This is a genomic window from Occallatibacter sp., from assembly GCF_049582745.1.
GTDB lineage: Bacteria > Acidobacteriota > Terriglobia > Terriglobales > Acidobacteriaceae > Telmatobacter.
In genome coordinates, this window is the sequence record NZ_JBAUUO010000064.1 from 54,457 (window position 1) to 76,057 (window position 21,601).

General features: G+C 57.2%; 20 protein-coding genes. 7 read left to right on the top strand and 13 right to left on the bottom strand.

Going from position 1 to position 21,601, the window contains the following annotated elements; all coding sequences use genetic code 11:
* Window positions 1-15: 15 nt before the first annotated feature.
* Window positions 16-1,428 (bottom strand): tetratricopeptide repeat protein, encoded by a 1,413-nt coding sequence (locus tag WCA10_RS10375; RefSeq protein WP_472822441.1) that lies wholly within the window; start codon window positions 1,426-1,428, stop codon window positions 16-18.
* A gap of 132 nt (window positions 1,429-1,560) precedes the next feature.
* Here WCA10_RS10375 and WCA10_RS10380 point away from each other — a divergent pair, with 132 nt between their 5' ends.
* Window positions 1,561-2,097, top strand: coding sequence for a DUF3761 domain-containing protein (locus tag WCA10_RS10380; RefSeq protein WP_472822442.1), 537 nt, complete (start codon window positions 1,561-1,563; stop codon window positions 2,095-2,097).
* Between the two features lie 231 nt (window positions 2,098-2,328).
* On the opposite strand, the gene WCA10_RS10385 is transcribed toward WCA10_RS10380, so the two are convergent.
* Window positions 2,329-3,804: an RNA-binding domain-containing protein gene (locus tag WCA10_RS10385; RefSeq protein ID WP_472822443.1), complete on the bottom strand. Its 1,476-nt coding sequence runs from the start codon at window positions 3,802-3,804 to the stop codon at window positions 2,329-2,331.
* 350 nt (window positions 3,805-4,154) lie between these two features.
* Between WCA10_RS10385 and WCA10_RS10390 the strand changes: the two genes are divergently transcribed.
* The gene (locus tag WCA10_RS10390; protein ID WP_472822444.1) at window positions 4,155-4,379 is read left to right on the top strand and encodes a hypothetical protein; all 225 of its coding nucleotides are present in this window, start codon (window positions 4,155-4,157) and stop codon (window positions 4,377-4,379) included.
* Between the two features lie 582 nt (window positions 4,380-4,961).
* Here WCA10_RS10390 and WCA10_RS10395 read toward each other — a convergent pair.
* Together WCA10_RS10395 and WCA10_RS10400 are read right to left on the bottom strand one after the other, a co-directional pair.
* Window positions 4,962-6,746 (bottom strand): M20/M25/M40 family metallo-hydrolase, encoded by a 1,785-nt coding sequence (locus WCA10_RS10395; RefSeq protein WP_472822445.1) that lies wholly within the window; start codon window positions 6,744-6,746, stop codon window positions 4,962-4,964.
* A gap of 120 nt (window positions 6,747-6,866) precedes the next feature.
* Entirely contained in the window at window positions 6,867-7,478 is a 612-nt protein-coding gene (locus WCA10_RS10400) for a hypothetical protein (protein WP_472822446.1), read from the bottom strand.
* A gap of 239 nt (window positions 7,479-7,717) precedes the next feature.
* Here WCA10_RS10400 and WCA10_RS10405 point away from each other — a divergent pair, with 239 nt between their 5' ends.
* The 3 genes from WCA10_RS10405 (at window position 7,718) to WCA10_RS10415 (ending at window position 12,136) form a co-directional block, all read left to right on the top strand.
* Complete coding sequence (locus WCA10_RS10405; RefSeq protein ID WP_472822447.1) at window positions 7,718-10,045, top strand: DUF6600 domain-containing protein; 2,328 nt, start codon at window positions 7,718-7,720, stop codon at window positions 10,043-10,045.
* A 423-nt stretch (window positions 10,046-10,468) separates the two neighbouring features.
* Window positions 10,469-11,548 carry an aldo/keto reductase gene (locus tag WCA10_RS10410; RefSeq protein WP_472822448.1) on the top strand — a complete coding sequence of 360 codons (1,080 nt, stop codon included), beginning with the start codon at window positions 10,469-10,471 and terminating at the stop codon, window positions 11,546-11,548.
* A gap of 102 nt (window positions 11,549-11,650) precedes the next feature.
* Entirely contained in the window at window positions 11,651-12,136 is a 486-nt protein-coding gene (locus tag WCA10_RS10415) for a DinB family protein (protein ID WP_472822449.1), read from the top strand.
* 50 nt (window positions 12,137-12,186) lie between these two features.
* Here the strand turns inward: WCA10_RS10415 and WCA10_RS10420 are convergent, their stop codons facing one another.
* From WCA10_RS10420 to larE, 7 genes are all read right to left on the bottom strand, one after another.
* Window positions 12,187-13,026 carry an amidohydrolase family protein gene (locus WCA10_RS10420; protein ID WP_472822450.1) on the bottom strand — a complete coding sequence of 280 codons (840 nt, stop codon included), beginning with the start codon at window positions 13,024-13,026 and terminating at the stop codon, window positions 12,187-12,189.
* Window positions 13,027-13,038: 12 nt separating this feature from the next.
* Window positions 13,039-13,716, bottom strand: coding sequence for an amidohydrolase family protein (locus tag WCA10_RS10425; protein ID WP_472822451.1), 678 nt, complete (start codon window positions 13,714-13,716; stop codon window positions 13,039-13,041).
* A 16-nt stretch (window positions 13,717-13,732) separates the two neighbouring features.
* The gene (locus WCA10_RS10430; RefSeq protein ID WP_472822452.1) at window positions 13,733-14,344 is read right to left on the bottom strand and encodes a class I SAM-dependent methyltransferase; all 612 of its coding nucleotides are present in this window, start codon (window positions 14,342-14,344) and stop codon (window positions 13,733-13,735) included.
* Window positions 14,345-14,438: 94 nt separating this feature from the next.
* Complete coding sequence (locus WCA10_RS10435) at window positions 14,439-16,325, bottom strand: beta-L-arabinofuranosidase domain-containing protein (protein ID WP_472822453.1); 1,887 nt, start codon at window positions 16,323-16,325, stop codon at window positions 14,439-14,441.
* 34 nt (window positions 16,326-16,359) lie between these two features.
* Window positions 16,360-17,109: a nickel pincer cofactor biosynthesis protein LarB gene (larB, locus tag WCA10_RS10440; RefSeq protein WP_472822454.1), complete on the bottom strand. Its 750-nt coding sequence runs from the start codon at window positions 17,107-17,109 to the stop codon at window positions 16,360-16,362.
* Window positions 17,109-18,437, bottom strand: a complete 1,329-nt coding sequence (larC, locus tag WCA10_RS10445; protein ID WP_472822455.1) for a nickel pincer cofactor biosynthesis protein LarC — start codon at window positions 18,435-18,437, stop codon at window positions 17,109-17,111. The genes larB and larC overlap by 1 nt, the downstream gene beginning before the upstream one ends.
* 16 nt (window positions 18,438-18,453) lie before the next feature.
* Window positions 18,454-19,431 carry an ATP-dependent sacrificial sulfur transferase LarE gene (gene larE / locus WCA10_RS10450; RefSeq protein WP_472822456.1) on the bottom strand — a complete coding sequence of 326 codons (978 nt, stop codon included), beginning with the start codon at window positions 19,429-19,431 and terminating at the stop codon, window positions 18,454-18,456.
* Window positions 19,432-19,478: 47 nt separating this feature from the next.
* Here larE and WCA10_RS10455 point away from each other — a divergent pair, with 47 nt between their 5' ends.
* Complete coding sequence (locus WCA10_RS10455) at window positions 19,479-19,997, top strand: hypothetical protein (RefSeq protein ID WP_472822457.1); 519 nt, start codon at window positions 19,479-19,481, stop codon at window positions 19,995-19,997.
* Between the two features lie 406 nt (window positions 19,998-20,403).
* The gene (locus tag WCA10_RS10460) at window positions 20,404-20,937 is read left to right on the top strand and encodes a bactofilin family protein (protein WP_472822458.1); all 534 of its coding nucleotides are present in this window, start codon (window positions 20,404-20,406) and stop codon (window positions 20,935-20,937) included.
* Between the two features lie 17 nt (window positions 20,938-20,954).
* Here WCA10_RS10460 and WCA10_RS10465 read toward each other — a convergent pair whose 3' ends face one another.
* Together WCA10_RS10465 and WCA10_RS10470 are read right to left on the bottom strand one after the other, a co-directional pair.
* Window positions 20,955-21,239: a helix-turn-helix domain-containing protein gene (locus WCA10_RS10465; protein WP_472822459.1), complete on the bottom strand. Its 285-nt coding sequence runs from the start codon at window positions 21,237-21,239 to the stop codon at window positions 20,955-20,957.
* Window positions 21,236-21,535, bottom strand: coding sequence for a type II toxin-antitoxin system RelE/ParE family toxin (locus tag WCA10_RS10470; protein WP_472822460.1), 300 nt, complete (start codon window positions 21,533-21,535; stop codon window positions 21,236-21,238). Before WCA10_RS10470 ends, WCA10_RS10465 begins: the two co-directional genes overlap by 4 nt.
* Window positions 21,536-21,601 lie beyond the last annotated feature (66 nt).

The following is a 21,601-nucleotide window of genomic DNA, read 5'->3' on the forward strand; positions in this document are numbered from 1 at the left end:
CCCGGTCCATTGTGCTTAGTTCTGCCGTGACGCTTCGTAGTCTGTCCTATAGGTCACGTTAAGCGGCTCCAGTTCGTATGCGCGCTGAAAGTGTTTCCGGGCTCCCGTCAGGTCATGGCCTTTCTCAAGTGCCTGAGCGAGCGAGTAATGCGTTTTCGACCTATCAAGCTTTGGTTCCATCTTGAATGCTCGCTCTGAAAGTTCGCGACATTCGCTGATTCGCACTTTGGTGCAGTACGCATTCCCAAGCAATAGCAGATCGGCTGCTTTTAGCTTGCCGCTTGCGAGTGCGGGTTGAAGCAAAGTTATCAGTTCCTGCGCTTGATCGAATCCGTCATCTTCGTCAGATTCCGTCATGAATAATTCTTCTGGGAAGGTGAACATGCTGAAGAAGGCGTCTTTGGAGATAGCTTCTTTCCTTGCCATCTCGGTTATCTTTACTTGGGCCTCATTGCGGGCGGCGGAGGCTTTCGCTGGCTGCTGTGCAGCATCGTAGATTTCGGCTCGCATGTATTGATATGGCAGATCACCGTCTGCTCGCGCTGCACTATCGACTTCGGTCAATGCCTCTTCAAACCTCTTATCAGCAAGGAGTAGTTTCGCGTATTTCAAATGGAGCTTCGATAGAGCAGCATCCGTCTTGGAGACGTTCACAAGCCCTTTCATCATTTGATGGAACGAGTCAGAAGTGGCGTTTCCATGGTATTGGGCATTGTAGATTGCGATTGTTGCAGCCATCTCCGTTTCGCTGCCTTCAATATCTCCCTTCTTGTACAGAGCGTTTGCAAGCCCTTCATGGGTACCCTCTTGGTTGTTGTCGAGATTTAGCGACGTCCGATAAGAGGAAACTGCTTCCTTGAACTGCCCGGCCTTGAATTGAGCGTCAGCGAGATTCTCCCAGACGCCCGCGTCAGTCGGGGATAGATCGGTCTCATGCTTCAGGATTGAAAGTGCTTCGCCAAATTGCTCTCTGTCTACAAGGAGAAATGCAAATCGGTCCTTGACGTAATCGTAATCGGTGGGATCATCGGCACGATTGGCTTTTGCAAGAACTGTACGGTCAATTCCTATTGCATATTCTGGATCGTCCACCGTTTTTGCAAGAGAACTCATTTCAATTTCATCAAAGTAGTTGTCAGGATTGTTTTTGAGCCAGTTGCCGTCTTCCTCCATCTGTGCACGAAATGCGTACTTCTTATTCAATAGGCTCGTTAGTTCCTTGTGCGCCTGTTTGTCATGTGGATTGACGTTCAAACGCATACGCAATCTCATCTCAATGCGATTGTCATCCTCCGTTGCCACCTTTGGTCTCTTCTGTTGGCTAATACATGGAGGAAGAAGGCATATGGCGGTCAGCATCAGCCCGCCGATTTTAAAAAGCCGCTGGAAACGGATGAACACAATATTGAACTCCGAGAGTTGATGCAATCCTATTCCGATTTCGATTGTCTTTCTAGTGTCCTGAATCGCCGTTGGTGTGTTTAGGTCTATAATCCTTGCCAACCTTAGCCACTTCCGTTAGACCTTCCCCAATTCGGCTTGGGACTACACGGAGGCTCTATGTCTCTGCTCAAGAAATCATTTCTGTTGGCGTTCCTGCTGACGCCGGTCTTCGCCTGTGCTCAGAGAATTCCCGCATCCGATGCGGGCAAGCATTTGGGAGAACAGGGAACCGTTTGCGGTAGGGTTGCAGAAGTAAAGCTCACGACGACGGTACGCGGAACGCCTACCTTCATTGACTTCGAAAAACCCTATCCCAACGAAACGTTCACTGCTGTCGTTTGGGAGCGTGACAAGGCCAGTGTCGGGAATGTTCCAAGAGTCGGCGCTCTATGCGTCACAGGGACGATCACCGAATATCATGGGCGACCTCAAATCGTCCTTCATAGCCGTTCTGATTGGTCAGCATCGCAAACAGCGCTGAGCAACAACAGGCATTACACGAACATTGACGGCCAGACCGTTCATTCACCCGCATATTCTTCCAGTGGCGTTCCAGCCGGGGCGACTGCACAATGTGCAGATGGGACGTACAGCTTCAGCCAGCATAGGCAAGGAACCTGCTCTCATCATGGGGGAGTGGCGAAGTGGCTTTAAGAGACTGGTTTTGATCGCCCTGTCAAGTCCAAACGCCTAAAGAGCGGCAGAGTATCAAGTACCCATCAAGTAAAGCGGCTTTGCGTATAATGTTGAAAACAAAGCAAATAAATGCAGGTGTTTTCGAGTCTCCATTCCGAATCCATTTAACGAATCAAGTAACCGAATCCCTATATCGCGCCTTGGGTCGAATCCCTTTAGCGAATCCTCTGATCGCTGTTAAATGCCGAATCACGTAGTTGTAGCCCAAAACGGAACGTACCTCATGAGTTTTGGCGCTGCATTCGCGTCATGAGGTTTGATCGCGTCCGCATCGAGAGCCTCTTTGATGAGACGCGATGCCTGAGCAGTATTCTGCGGCTGAATTCCGAAGCGATCACGAACCGAGGTATTTGTCATATGCTCTCGGTTGACGTAGCGAAGACATGCATGCAAATAGATCGCTCTCACTCGGTCTTCTCTGTCCATCTTCCTGAGCGGTTTGTGAGCAAAGAGGATCACCCTTGTGTTGCCTTCCGACACTTCAGCGAGAGGCGCAGGGAGTTGATTGACTTCCGTGCTGAATACGATTCTGTCCCATCCGCTTCCACGTTCTTCGCAAACGCCAATTCTCCGCATCAACGAAGCCAGAGCTTCATTGCGAGAGCGAGGAGGCAAATCGAGGAAACGCTGAGCATTCACCAATGGCTCGCCTGGGTTTGTGACTTCAATCCGATCATCAAATATTTCAACTGTCGGCCCGGACCCTGTGATCGAAAAATCCTGATGGATTAATGCATTTGCGAGTAATTCGCGAATTGCTAACTCTGGGTACATCGGAGTGTCTTCGCGTAAAGCTTGGCGAATCACTTCATTTGAGGGCAAAAGACCATTAACATACCCGATCAAACCTTCGAATCCGGTCCCGTATCCTCTGTTGCCAACCTGTTCCTTGACCGTCTCGACTTTACTGTTTCCTCGATATTGAATGACACGAACTGCCTTGCGCTTCAGGGGACCAAAGTTGTCGAGTCGTTTTGCGAACAGCACTGCACCAAGATTTGTCATGTCCCATTTGCCAGCACCGTTGGGAACAATCAAACTGTCCGCTTCTAAATATGCCAAAATCGGTGACACGGTTGTTGGAACGGGACGAGACAGCAACTCAAAGTAGGCTGAGAAATCGAGGAGATTTAATACTTCAATTTCCGTGAGATGGTCTGCCGCAATATTGCTTTCAAAAGGCACTATGTCGAAGATTCGCCACAGTTCACGCTCTTTTTCCGGAAAGTCCTTAAGCCTCTTCTTATAAGTGCCTACTCGAATGTACTCGTTTTGCTTGAATTGCACCGGGTGTCGCATTGCCCTGTCAATTTCAAGGATGACGAGGGAGGCACCGTCGATGTTTACTTCATAGAAATGGAAATTGATCTTCGGAGAAAGATTCTTCAGAAGCCAATTTTCAAGCTCCTCGTTTCCGATTCTCTCTTTCCTTGGTTCAAAGGTAGTACCCGTTATTGTGTGATCGCCATCCCGCACTCCCCAAATGAGGTAACCGCATGTCTTGCCCTTCAGCGCTGCTGAGTTGGCAAGGGCGGAGATGTATTCTCCAATTTGGTCTGGCTCTGTATTGTTTTCTTTAAACTCGACCCATTCTGTTTCAGTCGAGTATTTGCAGAACTCCCGCACCAAGCTGCATAGGCGCTCCTCTGTTCGTTCTGCTGGCATCGGTAAGTGAACTTTAGCATGCGCACCGAGCGTGCGGGGAGACGGCTCGAAGTGAGGTGCCTATGAAACCGAAAGCGGATTGCGGGAGGCGGATTTGCAGTCTGCATTGGGTCCAAGAAAATTGGGGACCAACCAACTCGGTTTTTGGGCGGATTTTTTGAAGCTAAGACGACATCGAATCAGTGGAATTGCAGGGATGCCGTGAACCCGAAAGGACTTTCAACAACGACTACTCAATTAAGAAATAGATGATGCAGAGCCATCGAGGGATGTGCGTAATTTACTCAATCCAAAAGATTCTGAGCAGACCAGCAACTTGATTGCCATACTCTTTACTTGACTCTGCAAAAATGCGCAAGATTCGCTTGCAGATCGACTTGAATGCGGTCTACTGTGAACTTCCCAACACACAGAAATTAGCGTTGGGGGAGGAGGACAAGTCGGAAATGGGTATCTTCGATGATTTCGTGGACAATACCCTAGATCATCTCGTCGATCAGGTCTCGGACCCGAAGACGTACACGGGCGATGATGATGATGATGATGATCGTGACCGAGATGATGAAGACGAATAACACAACTTGACGGAGGGCACCGCGAAGGCCAAGCGGTGCCCTTTTTTCATGCGTCGCAGGCTCTTCGCTTCATTCTTCGCGTCGGCATTCTTGAGACGACGCTGTGTGTCACAGGGGTTAAACCGAAAAACCGATGTTCGCTGTAGGTTCTTCTCGAATAGTACTTAAGCCTCCAGAATCGGAGGGTGGAAAAGTAGGAGGGAAATTGGGTCCAAGAATTGGGACCAACCAACAGGGTTTTCGGGCGGATTTTTGAAGCTAAGCGACACCGAATCAGTGAATTTCCGCTGTGTCCCGAACCAGGTGCTCTACCAGGCTGAGCCACTCCCCGAACTTGGTGTGCAGGTGCGTATCATCGGGCGCGGCCTGGTGCGTTTTCCCGCTTGGTACGCTCCGTCAAGTGTAGCAGAATCTCCGGCGTAATGCCCTGGCGCCGGAGTTGCTCAATCGCGTTTGCGTTCGGTACGAATCGGCGACACTCGGGAGCAGGTGCCGGGGTCGGGTTTGGATTGCGGTTGCAAAAAACTAAGCCCGCCCCTGTGTAGTGGGGCAGGCTCATATTCGGAACGCTCGGAACTGGTTCTACTGCTTCTCTTGGACCGGCGGTGGGACGGCGCCGGGGAAGATTCCCGGGATCGGTTCGCGCCGCTTTTGCTCGTCAACCGGGTTGGGCAACGGCTTACGCGGAATCATCTGGTCGCGCTGGGCGGCGTTATACACGAAGATCGCTTCGACCGTGGCAATCTGCTTCAGGTCGGCTGGCTGCAGACGCTCAACAACATCCTGGTTGGAATGGTGGGTGCGGCTTTCGTAGTCGAGGTCGTCCTGGATGAACTGGAAGCCAGGAATGCCAACGGCGTCGAAGCTCAGGTGATCGGTTCCGCCAGTGTTCCGCATTGTCAGCGTGGTTACGCCGAGGTCCTTGAGCGGTGCGATCCACTGCGCAAAGATGGGAGCGACAGCGGCGTTGCCCTGCGTATAAATGCCGCGAATCTTGCCGGAGCCATTGTCGACGTTGAAGTAGGCGGAGATGAGTTTCTGCTCCGGTTTGACTTCGAGAGGCCCGGTGGCGCGGCGCATGAATTCGGGCAAAACCGCCTGGTCAGGCGCCGTGGAGAGCGCAGCGGAGCCGAAGTGCTGCCGGCAGTAGCCTCTCGATCCGAACAGCCCCTCTTCTTCGCCGGTCCACAGGGCGATACGGATGGTGCGGCGTGGCTTGACGCCAAGCGCTTCCAGAATGCGCACGGCTTCCATGGCTACGACCGTGCCGGCTCCGTTATCGGTGGCGCCGGTTCCGGCGATCCAGCTATCCAGATGGCCGCCAAGCATCACGATCTGGTCCTTCAGCTTAGGATCGGTGCCGGGGATTTCAGCAACGGTGTCATAGGCATGTTCGTGCTCACCGGTGAACTTGGTATCGATATTGATTTCAACGGACACCGGAACGTGCGCCTCGACCAGCCGATAAAGACGGCCGTAACTCTCGATGGCAGCAACCGCAACTGGAATCTTCACACGCTTTTCGGCAAGGTAGGGTGTGCGGCCGAGCGTCGCGCCGTTGTCATCGAAGAAGGTGCCGCCGCTTCCGCCGCCATTCTTGCCATCGCGGCTGGGTTCAATGACCGCAGCGACTTTTTCGTCGGCAAAGAATTGCGCGATCTTGTCGATCATGCGCATGCGTTCCATATACGCGTGCATGCGCGCCTGCATTGCCGGGGGAAGGCCGCCTCCGCCACCGTTGACGGGAAATTCGGCGATCTCTTCCAGCTGCTGGTCTGTGTATCGCTCGAAGAGGGCCTTGTCTACCGGGGGAACTTCGCGCATGGGGCCGTAGAGGACGACTTTGCCGGCAAGCTTTCCTTTGTACCGGTCAAAATCCTTGTCGGTTTGGATGTTAACGAAGACCACGTCGCCGGTAACCGGTCCGGGTGTTGCCGGGGACCACGGAGTCGACTGCAGAATCAGAACCGCCGTGTCGGGGGTCACCATACGAGCCCACGTGTTGATCTGCTGCCAGCCGAGGCCGAACTCACCCCAATCTTCGAGGTGAGCATTTTCCAGCCCGATCTTGGTCAGCGTATCGCGTGTCCACTCATTGGCTTTCTTTGCATCGGGCGAACCGGTGAGGCGCGGGCCGATGCCGTCCATCAATGCTGACGCAAACTCCATGACGTGGGAATGATTCAGGCCTTCGTCCCGAATCCTCTGGTACATCGACATGTCGAGGGACTCGGTGGCTGGTTGGACTTCAGTGTAGGGATCGACTGGGGCGGGTGGCGGGGCCGGCTTTGGTCTTTCTGCGGCATAAAGAACCGCGGCAACAGCCAGCAGCGCCGCCGGGGAAAGGCGGGCGAATGAAATGCGCATCTTCTGGGCTCCGATGGGAATGGGGTGTGATACCTGTGGAGGAATTCTATGGTATCCAACCCCCCATTTGCCCACAAATAAATGCGGCATGCGCGGTCAGTCACCGGGCCGATGAGTGACTTAGTCGCTATTCTTTCCGTCCGCAGCGGCTGGCAGATCGAGAGCGACCAGGGCGAATCGAGTCTTCCCGTCGAGGGGATCTTCAAACCCGACGATATGCTGGTGGCGCTTCGATCCGGCCTTGAGTTGGAGGCCTCCGTGACCGCCAAAGTCCTTGTCATCGAATTTCACGTTTCCGTGATTCCCGCTGTCGCTGCAGTTTAGCCCTTCTGACGTCGCGGTGGGTGTGCCGATGGGGGCATTTCCCTGGCAGGTAATCACGTCACCGTAGCGGCCGAGGGCCTTCTTGTAAAACGCGGTCACCTTGTCCTGCGTATCGGAAGTGGCGTAATTCACCGCCCGCACGCGCAGCGTCCACTCACCAAAGCCCATGTTGATGTCGGCAGATTTGTCATGCTCCTTGTCTTTCACAATTTCAGCGCCCGGGTAGACGGGCAGCCCCAGGTCGGCGGCGGAAATCTGGTTCGTATTGACATGGACTCCGCCAAACGGTGTGTCGACCTGAACGTTCTTCTCGTTTCCATTTTTATCCTTGTCGACGTGGACCCGGCAGCCCGCAATTCCGGTTGCCATGGCTGTTCCCAGCACAATACAGATCGCCTTTCGATTCATCAGACTCACCCTCACTCTCTGTGATACGGTGCGGCACAGCCGCCGGTTCCGCTGGTTCCTAACCTGATTCCAACATCTTAGAGCTACTTGGTACTACTTTCTTTTAGGACCGGGGTTAGTATTCTCAGTAGTTTGTAGTCTCAAGACTGGTTCACGGTGGAAATGCGGGCGGTGAGTGGATGTTTTTCTGGCACCTCGCCTCGTGAAACCGGCGCAGTAGAAGACGAAAGGATCCTTGTATGTTTGCTCTCAGCTCCTCCAAACGAATCCTACTTGCTGCTGTGTGCGCCGCGGCAATGGCAGCGGCAGCTTCAGCTTGCGCGCAGGATGATCCTCCCCCCGAAGCCGGCCGCATCTCGTATATCTCAGGGAATGTGTCGATACAGCCGGTTACTTCGGACGAGTGGGGCCAGGCGTATCCCAATCTTCCTGTCGGTCCCGGCGACCGTATCTTTACCGATTCCGACGGACGCGCTGAGATCCAGGTAGGCCAGACCTATGTGCGCATCGGGCCGAACTCGGACATCACGCTCGTGGATGATTCAACCTTCAACATCAATTTTGGCATTGCCCAGGGTTCGATCCGCTTGCACAGCTTCGGGCTGTGGCCACGGCAACTGCTCGATATCAGCACGCCGAACGGTGACGCGGAATTCGGGAATGCAGGCGATCTGCGCGTAGACGTGCTGCCCACCGATGGCGCGACCATCTTCACCAACTTGGGGCAATTTGCGGACATTACGGCCGCGGGCGATTTCCGCCAGGAACTCGATTATGGCCAGTCGCTCGAACTTGCCGGTACAAATCCCGTTTCTCCGCAGTGGCTGCAACCTGCGGGGCCCGACGATCTCGATTCGTGGAGCCAGGAGAGGGATCAGCAACTTGCACGCGTTGCCTCGTTCCAATACGTCAGCCCCGACATTCCAGGAGCGGCCGACCTTGACGCCAATGGCGATTGGCAGCCGGCGACGGAATACGGTGCGGTGTGGTTTCCGCGCAATGTTTCGGCAGATTGGGAACCCTATCACAACGGGCACTGGATCAATCGCGATCCATGGGGATGGGTGTGGGTTGAGGATGAATCGTGGGGCTATGCGCCCTTCCACTATGGCCGGTGGGTCAACTATGAAAATCGCTGGGGCTGGGTGCCGGGACCGGTCAACATGCGTCCAATCTGGTCGCCCGCGCTGGTGGTGTTTGCCGGTGGTGTTCATTTTGGTGGCGGAGGCGGCCTTTCCGTCTGGTTCCCACTCGGACCAGGAGAAGCCTATCGTCCCTGGTATCGTTGCAGCCCGCGTTATATCGACCAGGTGAATATCACCAACATTCGCGAGTCTTCCCGGGTACACGTTCAGAGGACATACATCAACGTCGTCAATGTGACGAACAGGACGTATGTGAATCAGACGCGCGGCATGTCGGCAATGCGCCAGGATGATTTTGCCTCAGGGCGGTCAATGCGGAACGTCGCGGTGCGCGTCGACGCCCATGAGATGCAGCAAGCGCGGCCTTTGCTTCGACCTGAGGGGACTCCTACACCGCGGGCCATTGTGTCGCGGCCTGTTACACGGCCGGTTCCGGTTTCGAACCGGAGACCAGAACTGATCAATCAGCAAGGCAGGCAAATCGCGGCCAGGCCGGGCGCGACTCCGGTCGCGGCACCGGTAAGGCCGGCGCCTCTTATGCATCAACTGCCGGGTCGTACGATTGTGGCGGCTCCGGCGCATCCGGTTCCGAACCGCCCAGGGGGAGGACAGCTTCCTGGGGCGCAAAACGGTCGGGAGCAACGGACAGGTTCGCCGAATAATGGCAACACGGGCGGAGCGCCGCGTGCAAACCCGGTGGCTCCAGTCCAGGGGATTCAGCGTCCGATGAATCCGCAGCTGAACCAGAATCCGCCGCCAAACAATAACGATCGTCAACAGGGACCGCAACCGGTCATGCCTGGCGTGCAGCCATCAGGCCGGCCAATGCAGCCGCCTCCGAATTCACAGCAGGATCGGCCGAACCAGTCGCCGAACAATAACGATCGTCAGCAGGGACCGCAACCGGTCATGCCTGGCGTGCAGCCAACAGGCCGGCCAATGCAGCCGCCTCCGAATTCACAGCAGGATCGGCCGAACCAGTCGCCAAACAAAAACAATCGCCAGCAGGGACCGCAGCCTGTGATGCCTGGAGTGCAGCCAACAGGCCGGCCGATGCAGCCGCCTCCGAATTCGCAGCAGGATCGGCCGAATTATCAGCAGGATCGCAGGCCAAACCAGCCACAGCCCCAGAATCCGCCTCCACAGCAGAATCGTCAGGACTTCGCCCCGGTGCAGCCCACCAGGTACCCGGACCAGGTAGCTCCGCCGGCAAACAATCCGCCGCAGGGACGGCCGAGTTCTCCTCCGCAGGAGCAGCAGCGGCCGGTGACACCTGCGCAACGACCGGTGTATCAGCCCCAGCAGAGGCCGGCTCCTCCACCGCCAAACCGCCAGGCTGCTCCGCCACAGCAGAACAAGCAGCAGAACGATCAGAAACAAAACAAGGATCAGAAGAAGGACGACAAGAAGAAACACGACTAAGCAAACTCAAAATGAATCAGGGCCGCTGCGCATCTACGCAGCGGCCCTTTTGATTGAGAATTCAACCAATCCGGCGCCTGAGATTGCGATGAATCCAGGCGGGAGAGATCAAGAAATGGGCTGCCAGCATCCCAGCCAGTTCTTGAGATTAGTGTGCCTGGTGCCCGTCTTCGGTCTTTCCATCTGCAGTGCCGCCGGTTGCCCACAGGATGCAGGCGAAGAACACTGCAGCGATAACGGGTACGACAACGAACGGGGAAGTAATCATGTTTAAGCTCCCTGAATCCTAGATTAGCAAATCGGCCGGCTTTCTTCATGCGAGGCGCCGCAAAACGTGGCCAGGCGCGCAGGTTTATCATGGAGTCGCCCGTAACTTGGGCCGGTGTCCGTGATCCAACCAGGGATCCAATCAGGAGCAACTCCATGAGCGAGAACAATTCTGCATCGCCCCGCAACCGGGGCCGTCGCGACTTTTTGAAGATTGGCGGAGCCGCCACCGCGGCGCTGCTGACTCCTTCCGCGTTTGCCGTAACGCCAAACAAGACTCTTCCGGCCCTGCCTTCAAATCCGCGGACCCCGGAGGCCATGCCCACCCGCAACCTTGGCAAGACGGGCTACAAGGTCGGCATCTTTTCGCTGGGCGGCCAGGCGGCATTGGAGAAACCGAATAATTTTGACATCGCTGTGCCGATTGTCGACCGCGCGCTCGATCTTGGTGTGAACTACCTCGACACGTCATCGATCTACGGGGGGCCCGATCGCTGGAGCGAGCAGTATGTGGGCAAGGTGATGGCGAAGCGCCGCAACGAGGCATTCCTCGCAACCAAGACTAAGGAGCGGACGCGGGATGGCTCGATGCGCATGATCGAGAAGTCACTCCAGTTGCTGCAGACCGATCACGTGGATCTCTGGCAGTTGCACGATGTGGGCACCATCTACGACGTCGACCAGATCTTTGCAAAAGGCGGCGCGATGGAAGCCTTGCTCGACATGCAGCAGCAAAAGGTGGTCCGCTATCTCGGCATTACCGGACACTACCGGCCGGATGCGCTGATCGAGTGCATTCACCGGCATGACTTCGATTGCATTCTGATGGCGATGAATGCGGCCGATCCGCATCACTACAGCTTCAACGAGGCGCTGCTGCCGCTGGCCGTCGAAAAGCAGATGGGCATTATCGGGATGAAGATTCCGGGCCGTGGACGCATTTTGTCCACCTGGACGCCGCCGCCGATTGAGCAGCAGAAGCACTCATGGGAAGGCATGACGATCCAGACCGACAAGCCGGGCACGCTGACCATGCGCGAAGCGATGTACTACACTCTCTCGCGGCCGGTGAGCACTGTGATTATCGGATGCGATACGACCACGCAGCTCGAAGAGAATGTTCACCTGGCGCGCAATTTCACGCCGATCAATGAACATCAGCAGACAGAGTTGGTGGCGAGGGCCGAGCCGTGCGCCAAGCCATCGCTGTTCTTCCGGTTTTACGACCGGCCGTAATAGAGACATGCAACGAGGAAGCCTCACCTCACCCGGGTGGGGCTTTCGTCTTTTTTGCGTACATCACTGTGCGAGCTTTCCGATTCTGCTAGCATGCCGCGCATGAATCAAACAGCTTCGCGTTACGACTTTGCTGCTCAGATCCTCGCGAGCAAAAGTTTCTTTGAGCGCTCAACCAGTGTTCTGGAAGAGGCCGACTCACAGTTTCGCCCGCGCGAAGAGATGATGACGGTGGCGAAGCAGGTGGCGCATACCGCACAGACTCTCGACTGGTTCATCGATGGAGTGACACGGCCCGGAGGATTCGATCTTAACTTTGAAGAACAGAGCAAAATCTGGAGAGAAATGAAATCGCTCGCGGAGGCACGCGCGACATTCGCCGCTGCATGCGAGCGCGCCGTCGAGTTCCTGCGATCGAAAACGCCGGAGGAACTTGCGCATCCGCTTCCACCGGGCCCGATCATGGGTGGGCAGCCGACGAGCGAGATCGTATGGGCCATGGTGGAGCATACGGCCCATCATCGCGGCGCTTTGGCGGTGTATGCGCGGCTGCTGGACAAAGTTCCGCCCATGCCATACGGCGGCTGAGTTGGAATTCTCCAGTAAGAGTGGTGACTCGTGGGATCGGCGGAGTACTTTTAGCGAATTCCCACCGTGCCGGTCACTGACCGTATCAGCGCGGCCGAATAGTATCCAACGCCGTCCTTGAAAACCATCTCCACCTTTTCGACGTTCTCGATCTTGTCCGCAGGGTTGCCGTCCAACACCACGATGTCGGCCGCTTTGCCCGGAGCGATGGATCCGATTTCAGCATCCTTGCCCATGTATTTCGCGCCGTTCAGTGAAGCAATGCGGATCGCCTCGACCGGAGTGAATCCCGCCTCGACCAGCAACTCAAGATTGCGCTGGTCACCAAAGCCTGGGACCACGCCGCCATACCCGGTAGGATCGCAACCGGCCATCAGCAATCCTCCGGCCGCGACAAATTCATGCTCGAATTGCATTTCCTTGTGAAGGAGTGTTTGTCCCAGTTGCTGTTCAGCGCTACCTGCTCGCACGGTGAGGTACTCTTTTGCGGCTTCCACGTTCAGGGTTTTCAGGGCGGCGCTTTCACGCTCCATCGGAGGACGATTGCCGGCCATCGTTTCAAATATGGCCAGCGTTGAAGTAATTGCCACATGATGCGCAACCAGGTCGGCGATCATCTCGCGCACAGGAGCGCCTTCGACGTCGACGTTGTTTGCGAGATAGTTCATGGTTTCACGCTGACTCGGGCATTGGTCCGGCTTCTTGCCGGGCAGAAACTCGGTGTCCACCACGAGACCGTGTTCAAGGTTGTCGATGCCTAAAGCCGCGGCCTGCTTGAATCCGATGGAGCAGAGGTGGCCCGTGATTTTGAGTCCGTGCGCGTGGGCGTGATCGATTGCGGCTTTCAGTTCGTCCGCAGTGAGGTAGTTATACGCCTTGAACGAAGTCACGCCTTCCGCTGCTCAATAGTCGACGAGTCGCGCCGCATCGTCGGGATCGCTGAGTTGATGCATCTGGATGGCGAACGTGCCCTTGCCCTCAAGGTACGGTCCCGTGATGTCGAGCTTTGGCCCGGGAATCTTTCCAGCCTCGATGGCGCGCTTCAACTCGAGATCGGTGTAGGGCTCGAGACTGCCGCCGGTGCGGGCTGTTGTTACACCACCGGCAAGGTAAAGGCGAGGCGCACTGTCTGCCGCCTCCGCATAGAGGGCGAGTCCGTCGGCGGGGCGATCGGGCAGCGGGTAAAAGAGATGCTCGTGCATGCCGACGAGGCCGGGCATCACGGTCTTGCCCGTCATGTCCAGCACCTTCGCATTCGCCGGATAGTTGCCGTGCGATCCGGCATTCTCGAGGACCGTAATCTTTCCGCCTTCGATCACGATGCGCATGTCGTCCTGTGGCGCGGCGCCGGTGCCATCGATAACGCGCACATGGTCGAGCACCAGCACGGGGGCATCTTCTTTGACGTAGGTCGCGAGCGGAGATTTGTGCTGAGCCGCGCACGACAGGCTCAGTGCAGCTGCGATGCAGACGATTGCTGCGCGCTCAAGATTTTGCATCAGATTCGGGCCACCGGGGAAGAGATTGGGTTCCTCGTTGCAAGTCTCCGTCACCGTGCGGGCGGTGTCAATTGGAAACACGGAGCCCGAGTGCACTTCAGCCTCTTCTCTTCCTCAAGACCCAGGTTGTCATGCAGCGATAGTCCTGCACGATCGTGGTTTTGAGGGGATCGGCGAGCACCGCATTCAGCTCTTCGACGAGGTCCATCAACATCTCTTCGTCAACCAGAAACCATTTCGAACCATCACCGACGACGAAGATATTTCCTCCCACTCTCTCGAAATCCATGCCGATCCTTGACCCCAATCGGCAGAACAGCATTCCACCTGGTCGCAGGACTCGCCAGAGCTCTGCCAGCATGCTTTGAAAGTGCTCCTCGTCGCGCGCAAAGTGGAGCACGGACGAGCAAATGACAACATCGGCGAATCCATCGGCGAAAGGCATGCGCTCAATAGGCGCGACCTGAAAATTCTCTTGCGGCAGGCCCGTCATCAAAGACGCGGACAACTTACGAACGTGGTCAATCGCATTCGCGTCCAGGTCCAGCGCGAAGACCTCACAGCCTTCGCGCAGAAGGTAAACGATGTTTCGTCCATAACCGCATCCGGCATCGAGCACGCGCATGCTGGGCGCGATGTTCCCGCGCAAAACCTGGTCGAAGACATAGATATCGATTTGCCCGAACTGTTCCTGAACGGTCAAAGCCACAGCAACCCCTTTTCTGATTAAGAGATTCGAGAAAGCGGGCTTTCAAACTCTAAAAGACCAGGGTGAAAGGACCGCAGCCGGAACTCGATTCGCGTCAGACTTCAACGTTCTGGTACAACCGGTAATGCTCATCGTCGATTGCTGTAAAGGGGCGCATCGCGATGTTGCCAGTCGCCGTCTTGGCCTGCCAGTTGGTGGAACCTTCTGCGACTTGGGCGACGGAAGCTAATTCTTCAGGACGCACGGTGGCGGGGATTTTTCCCACGGCAAAAAGTGCCAGCGGGCCATGCACCGCGGCCACCAGTTTCGGATGTTGCGGATCGACTGCTTGAAGCGTGGTGGGCATATCGAATTCCACTTCAATGCGATCACCCTTTTTCCACGTGCGATGAATGCGAGCGAACTGCCCGGGCGTTGGGCTCGTTGCTGCACGCTTGCCGTTTACCGCGATCGATGTTTTCGGTCCTGCCCACTCGGGAATGCGCACGAACACCGCAAACGCGGCGGGTTTTTCGGTCGCGACTTCGATCTGGGTTGAGGTGCTATGCGGATAATCGGTGCGCTGTACCAGGCCGACACGCTCGCTGCCGCGCTTCCACGTTACGCGCGACGGAACAAAGAGATTCACATAAACGCCTTCGTCATCGCCAAAGTACGAACTGATGCCGTAGTCGGCGGTGATTTGCGAAAAGGTTCCCGTACAGCAGTGCCATTTGTACGGGTGATAGACCTTCGATCCGTCCTCGTTGTAGTCGGAGTAGTAGAAGCCGTGCCCATCTTCCTTGATCGGTTTGGCGCCCAAGATGCAGTTGTAGAGCACACGTTCCATGCTGTCGCCGTAGCGGCTGTCTTTGGTGGTTCGCAGCAGGTAACGCGTGATCTTGAAATGTGCGTAGGAGCCGCACGGCGTCTCGAAGCTCGAATGCGTCTTGGTCAGGCTTTCGCCAATATCGCCGCTGCCGGGTTTGCGAAAATTCTCGTCCGGTCCCCAACCGCCCGTGGCAAAGCTTTGCGCACGCACAAAGTCGAATCCGTTGCGTGCGGCGCGCAAATACTTCTCGTTGCCCAACACGAAATACGCTTGCATCGCACTGCTCATGGCGTTGACATGACTATAGGCGTGCTTGCCCGGGAGCACATTGTCGCCGGCTGCGAGCGGATCCCAATACCAGCTGTCTGCGAGGAAATGCTGCCCCATTTCCTTGTAGCGAATGCCGGCGCCGCGCTGCCAGGCGAGAAAGAAGTTCTCCGGCAGCGTGTACGGCTCATCCCAGCAGAACGAATCATCTCGATGCGGACGCGCATATTGCTCGGCACGCGAGACTCCACCAGGCGGCAGATATTTCATGACGGAATCGAGCGTCACATCGAGGGCCTTGAAGGCCTGCGGGACGCCGGTAAACTCCTGTGCGTCGATCATGCCGATGGAGATCTTGTCGTAGGTGTAGGCGGGGAAGCGGTTGTCGTCCCAGAAGTGCGGTGTGATCGCGGGAGCGAAGCCGGTGACGAGCCGGTGTACTTTCTCCCGTGTGGCCTTGTCGCCGGTGGCTGCATAATCACGTGCAAGACCGGAGAGATACTGTCCAAAGCTGTGGCCGGGAGCGAAGCCATTGTTGCCGGGCTTGTCGAGGTTGCCCAGCGGCGCCCAACTGTACCAGCCACTCATGTCTTCACCGGGCGCCGGCAATCCGGCGCGCTGGCGAAAAGGCTTCAGGAGCGAATCTTCGTCGAGCGCGCGATAGAACGCGTGATTGCGATCGAATTGCTCACGCAGTGGTCCTTCCTGCAGCTCGACGTCGCCGTAGCCGAACTGGCTGAGCGGCGGCGTGATCTGCGAGGGCTCATGTGCATCCCCGAATCCTGCGCGCGGACGAACGAGCGCCGCTGCAGCAGCGGCTGCGCCGGTTTTGAGAAACGTGCGGCGGGATTGGGTCCGACTGATCGAGATGGATTCCCCCGGATGGATTTTAACGCCCGGCATCCACAGCCGGAATTTATCGGTAATTGCGGCTCAATCAATCCATGTGATTGATGAGGGAAGCAATGCAGGCTGCGCCGAATCCATTGTCGATGTTGACAACGGACACGTTGGGCGAGCAGGTGTTCAACATGCCCAATAGCGCGGCGACGCCGCCAAACGAGGCGCCGTATCCCACGCTGGTGGGAACGGCCAGCACCGGGGCATTCACGAGGCCCGCTACCACGGTCGGCAGTGCGCCTTCCATGCCGGCGCAGACGATGAGGACGCGCGCGGATTGCAACGATTGCTTCTGCGCCAGGAGGCGATGGATTCCGGCGACGCCCACGTCGGCGATCAACTCCGTTTCGTTCCCCATCAGGCGCGAAGTCACGGCGGCTTCCTCGGCGACCGGCAGATCGCTCGTGCCGGCGCAGACTACGCAAACATTTCCTTTGCCCACCGGAGCTTTTGCCTGCTCAAGTGTAATGGCGCGGGCCATTTCATGATAGGTTGCACGCGGTTCAATGTTTCTGACTGCTTCGAAGCATTCGCGGGATGCGCGCGTGGCCAGTACATTGCCGCCCGCTTTCGACATGTGCGTGAAGATCCGGGAAACCTGGCCGGTGGTCTTTCCTGCAGAGAAGATCACTTCTGGCATCCCGGTGCGCAGGGCGCGGTGATGGTCGAGCTTGGCAAAGCCGAGGTCTTCAAACGGAAGGTCTTTCAAGCGTTCCAGTGCCTCCGCGACAGAGGTGCGTCTTGACTCCACGTCCTGGAGCAGCGCTTCAATTTGCGAGCGATCCATTAGCGCTCCTCCTCGTTTACAGCAGCGAACATGCGGCGGGCTTGTTCCGTTACTTGTTTCAGCGGAACGGAATGCGTAGCGGCGATTCGCCGGCAATCTTCATACTCCGGTGCTGCGTTCGCAACTTCACCTGACGGCCAGCGCGCGATCTTGATGCGAACGGGGCCCCACTCGGTCTGCACTTCCTTGAATTCGCGTGCGAGGGATACCTTGTTCTCGATGCGCCAATGCATGCCGATGGTGGTGGTCTCGCGAAAGAGAAGATCGCGCAATGCGGTCACCTTATCGGGATGGCACAACACCGTGAATTGCACGCCGGTGCGGCCCTTTTTCATCTGCACGGGAATGCGATACACGTCCCAGGCGCCGGCTTCGAGCAGCACTTCGCTAACGTAGGCAATCAACTGGGGGCTGGAGTCGTCGATCACGGTCTCCAGGATGGCGATTTGCTCGGCACCGGTGTGCTCGGCAGCGTCTTCGCCCACGAGCAGGCGCAACAGGTTGGGCTGGCTCGGCGTGTCGCGTCCGCCGGCGCCGTAGCCGGATGCCGAGATGCGCATGGCGGGCAATGAAGCGTACTCCACATTCAACATGCGGAGAATTGCGGCGCCGGTAGGCGTGACGCGTTCCATCGCAGGGCCGGAAGCGTAAACCGGTGCATCGCCGAGCAGCGCAAGCGTCGCGGGCGCGGGCACGGGGAGCGTTCCGTGTGCGCACTCGACGGTGCCGCTGCCGACATTCAAGGGCGAAGCCATCCAGCGATCGACCCCGAGATGCGCGCACCCGACGGCCGAGCAGACAATATCGACAATGGTGTCGACCGCGCCGACTTCGTGAAAGTGAACCTTTTCGATCGGTATCGAGTGGATCTTTGCTTCGGCCTCACCGAGCAATTGAAACGCTCGGCTTGCGCGGGCTTTTACTGCATCCGTAATCGGCGCGTGATCAATGATTCCGAGAATCGTGGAGAGAGATCGATGCGGCTGATGATCGTGTTCGTGAGCGTGATCGTGCGTGTGGACCGTGCCGTCCGCGTGGCGGTGTTCGTGGGAGTGTGCGATTGTTGAGCCGTGCTCATGCGCGTGAGCGGCATCGTTGTGACTGTGCGCATGATCTTGTCCGGATATGTCACCGTCTTCCACGATGACATCGACCTTGGTTCCGGCGAGGCCGCCGCGGCTGACCTTGCGCATTTCAAGGCGCGCGCCAACGTTCAATGCCGCGGTCGTCTCTTCGAGCAAGGCAAAGGGCACGCCCGCATCCACGAGCGCGCCAAGCAGCATGTCGCCGCTGATGCCGGAGAAGCACTCCAAATATCCGATTCGCATGGAGATGAAATTGTACCTACGCGCCGCGCCGCATCAGCACTTCTGCCGGCAGCACCGCGTTTAATGACCCGGAGCGAAACCCTGTGCAATCGAGCGCCACGTATTGAAAGCCGGCCTTTCGCAACTCGGCTGAAATTCTGTCCATCATGTCGAGCGTAAGCGCGCGGGCCAGTTCAGCGCGGGCGATCTCAACGCGAGCAACTTCTCCGTGGTGGCGGACGCGGAACTCCCTAAATCCTAGCTGGCGGAGGCTCTCTTCGCCGCGCTCGACCTGCTCAAGAACTTCGCGTGTTACGGTGCGGCCGTATTCGACACGCGACGAGAGGCACGGTGCAGCAGGGCGGTCCCATAGCGTGTAGCCAGCTGCTTTCGCCAATGTCCGAATCTCCAGTTTCGTCAGTCCGGCTTCGGCGAGGGGCGCCAGCACTTCGTGTTCCTCGGCGGCGCGCTGGCCGGGGCGGTAGTCGCGGCGGTCGTCGGCATTCATGCCGTAAGCAATCTGCACAAAGCCGAGTTCCACGCCCAGTTTCTTCATGCCATCGAAGAGTTCTGTTTTGCAGTGGAAGCAGCGGTTGGCATCGTTGCGTTGATATTCGGGCTTGTCGAGTTCTTCAGTTTGAATTACGCGCAGTGGAATGCCCTGCGACTCGGCAAAGGCATTTGCCTGCTCCATGTCACGGCGGGCAAGGCTTGGCGAGTCGGCGAGCACGGCGAGCATCTTCGCGCCTAAAACACGATGCGCCGTTGCTGCGAGGAAGGCCGAATCGACGCCGCCGGAGTAGGCAACCATGACGCTGCCGAGCGCGCGGAGGCGGTCTTCGAGCGCGTGCAGCTTTTCTGCTGTTGCTGCGGGATCGAGAGCGATGCCGGGCGTTGTCGACACAGTGCGATTATACCTGCGGGCTTGGATGCGCAGGTTGGCTGGCGCGTATGTTGCTGCACGCCTCAACTCTTTGAGCAGCTTCAATCTGAGGATCGATGGCCGGGCGCGCATGCATGCTGTATACTCCGGGACGATTGCAATTTCAGGAGGAATCGACTATGCGTTTTCAGGCAATGATGAAATTGACGGGCGCCGTTGCGCTGGCAGCGGCCATGATGGCAGCGCCGGTGCGGTCGCTGGCCCAGGGCGGCGGCACGATTCTGAAGCCCGCCGACACGCAAAAGCTGCTTCCTTCGAGCGTCTACTACAAGGCCCAAGTGGCGCCGACGCAACTCCGGAACTCGGCGGGCATCAAGTTCTCTGACGGCTACTATCTGCTGGCGACGATGGTCGACACGAGCGGCTACTCGAGCGATGTGGCGTCGAAGTACCAGGCATATTTCATTACCGAGGTCCCATTGAAATTCGGAAGCGAGAACCTGCCGGCGGGTGTTTACGGCGTTGGGTTTGTGGGCGGTAAATTCGATGTGACGGATGTGGGCGCTCACGATGTTTTTTCAGTGGAAGCGGGGACAGATGAGGCGCTGAAGCGGCCGATGCCGCTCCAGATCATGGCCGACCCGTCGGGCGGTTTCCGTCTGTATGCAGGGCGGAAGTATGTGAAGTTCGCACGATAGAGTGCGATTTTCCGGTCAGATTCGAACGCGGGCCTTCGGGTCCGCGTTTTTGCGTTAATCGCAGAGGCGCAGTTTTGCCAGGCCCCCTCCCACCCATACTCTGGAGAGAAGTTTGCTGTTTTCTGCAGCTTACGAGATGGCTGCGGCGCGAGAGCCGGTGAGGAAATCACGCGTGGACATGTGTTAGACGGCTCGCTCATCGTGATGAAGCCGCGATGAAGGGGCACGGCGGATCGCCAGTGGGTACGTTCGGTTTGCGAAGGTCTCGTCCCGTGACGATACCGACGTAATGGTTCGAGTGCGATGTTTCGTGGGTACAATCGTGGAACTCTTCAAGCTTGTGCCGATTTACCTAAATCCCGCCAAGTGCGCCGCAACAGACGAGAGACGAAAGGATCCATTCTCCATGGCAACGTTCACGCAGACCGGCAACGCCAACGCTCAACCGTCCGCCTCATCTCTCGCTGAGATGCCCGCAACCCAGAACTCCTCCGCAGCGAATCAGTATTCGATGATCGGGAAGTCGATCATGATCAAGGGCGAGATTCTCGCTTCCGATCCGGTGTATGTGTATGGGAAGGTGGAAGGCTCGATCACCGCGCCGGAGCACCGGGTGACCATTGGCAAAGAGGGCACGGTGAAGGCGAACATTCGCGCCCGCGAGGTTGTGGTCATGGGCGACGTGTGCGGCAACCTCGATTGCCGGGAACGGGTGGAGATTCGCGCTGACGGTTCGCTGATGGGCGACCTGTCCACGAGCCGCATTTTCATCGAAGAGGGAGCGGTACTAAGCGGTTCGATTGACGTGCACAAGCCGACCAAGAAGGAAAAGGCGGAAGTGCGCGAGGAGCAGGCCGTGGAGCCGGAAGGCGAGGAACTTGAACGCAGGGGCGTGGTGAGTTTTCCGGTGACGGAGATGGTGGAGGAGATTGCTTCGTAACTCGTGCCCAGGTCTCGTCAGGCCACCTTTTTGACACGCATTGTGACCCGCAGTCCGGCGGCGGCGGCCATCTTGACAAGCATGTCCAATGCGAAGGCGTCGATCTTGCCGTGGACCAGGTTGGAAATGCGCGGCTGGGTTACGCCGAGCAGTTTTGCGGCCTGCGCCTGGGTCAGGCCCTCGTGCTTAATGTGGCGGATGAGGGCCGACATGAGGGAGGAGCGGAGTTTTAGGTTTTCTGCTTTGACCGGATCGGGTTCAATGGCGTCCCAAACGTTTTGGTAGATTCTGGTCTTCCTCATTTTCCTATCTCCCGTACCAGTTCCTTGTAACGCCGCTTGGCCAGTTCGATGTCTCCGGTGCTCGTCTTCTGCGTCTTCTTCTGGAAGCAATGGAGAACGAAAACCGCGCGTGGGAACGTCGCCACATAGATTACGCGAAACGCTCCGTCACTCGCGCGTATCCTGATCTCCCGTACACCGGAGCCGATGTCGGTCATCGGTTTCCAGTCATCGGGATCATCGCCTTCCTGGACCTGAAACAGTTGAAAGCCCGCCTTTCGCCGGGCTGTCGCAGGAAACCGGGACAGATCATCCAAAGCGCTGCCTCGAAACTCGATGGGCCTTGGGGGTCTATCCACGAGGGTAGTATACAGAATTTTGCA

Coding starts and splice junctions, on each gene's coding strand:
- WCA10_RS10380 (WP_472822442.1), top strand. CDS start 1,561: ATGTCTCTGCTCAAGAAATCATTTCTGTTGGCGTTCCTGCTGACGCCG.
- WCA10_RS10385 (WP_472822443.1), bottom strand. CDS start 3,804: ATGCCAGCAGAACGAACAGAGGAGCGCCTATGCAGCTTGGTGCGGGAG.
- WCA10_RS10390 (WP_472822444.1), top strand. CDS start 4,155: ATGCGCAAGATTCGCTTGCAGATCGACTTGAATGCGGTCTACTGTGAA.
- WCA10_RS10395 (WP_472822445.1), bottom strand. CDS start 6,746: ATGCGCATTTCATTCGCCCGCCTTTCCCCGGCGGCGCTGCTGGCTGTT.
- WCA10_RS10400 (WP_472822446.1), bottom strand. CDS start 7,478: ATGAATCGAAAGGCGATCTGTATTGTGCTGGGAACAGCCATGGCAACC.
- WCA10_RS10405 (WP_472822447.1), top strand. CDS start 7,718: ATGTTTGCTCTCAGCTCCTCCAAACGAATCCTACTTGCTGCTGTGTGC.
- WCA10_RS10410 (WP_472822448.1), top strand. CDS start 10,469: ATGAGCGAGAACAATTCTGCATCGCCCCGCAACCGGGGCCGTCGCGAC.
- WCA10_RS10415 (WP_472822449.1), top strand. CDS start 11,651: ATGAATCAAACAGCTTCGCGTTACGACTTTGCTGCTCAGATCCTCGCG.
- WCA10_RS10435 (WP_472822453.1), bottom strand. CDS start 16,325: ATGCCGGGCGTTAAAATCCATCCGGGGGAATCCATCTCGATCAGTCGG.
- larB (WP_472822454.1), bottom strand. CDS start 17,109: ATGGATCGCTCGCAAATTGAAGCGCTGCTCCAGGACGTGGAGTCAAGA.
- larC (WP_472822455.1), bottom strand. CDS start 18,437: ATGCGAATCGGATATTTGGAGTGCTTCTCCGGCATCAGCGGCGACATG.
- larE (WP_472822456.1), bottom strand. CDS start 19,431: ATGCGCGCCCGGCCATCGATCCTCAGATTGAAGCTGCTCAAAGAGTTG.
- WCA10_RS10455 (WP_472822457.1), top strand. CDS start 19,479: ATGCGTTTTCAGGCAATGATGAAATTGACGGGCGCCGTTGCGCTGGCA.
- WCA10_RS10460 (WP_472822458.1), top strand. CDS start 20,404: ATGGCAACGTTCACGCAGACCGGCAACGCCAACGCTCAACCGTCCGCC.
- WCA10_RS10465 (WP_472822459.1), bottom strand. CDS start 21,239: ATGAGGAAGACCAGAATCTACCAAAACGTTTGGGACGCCATTGAACCC.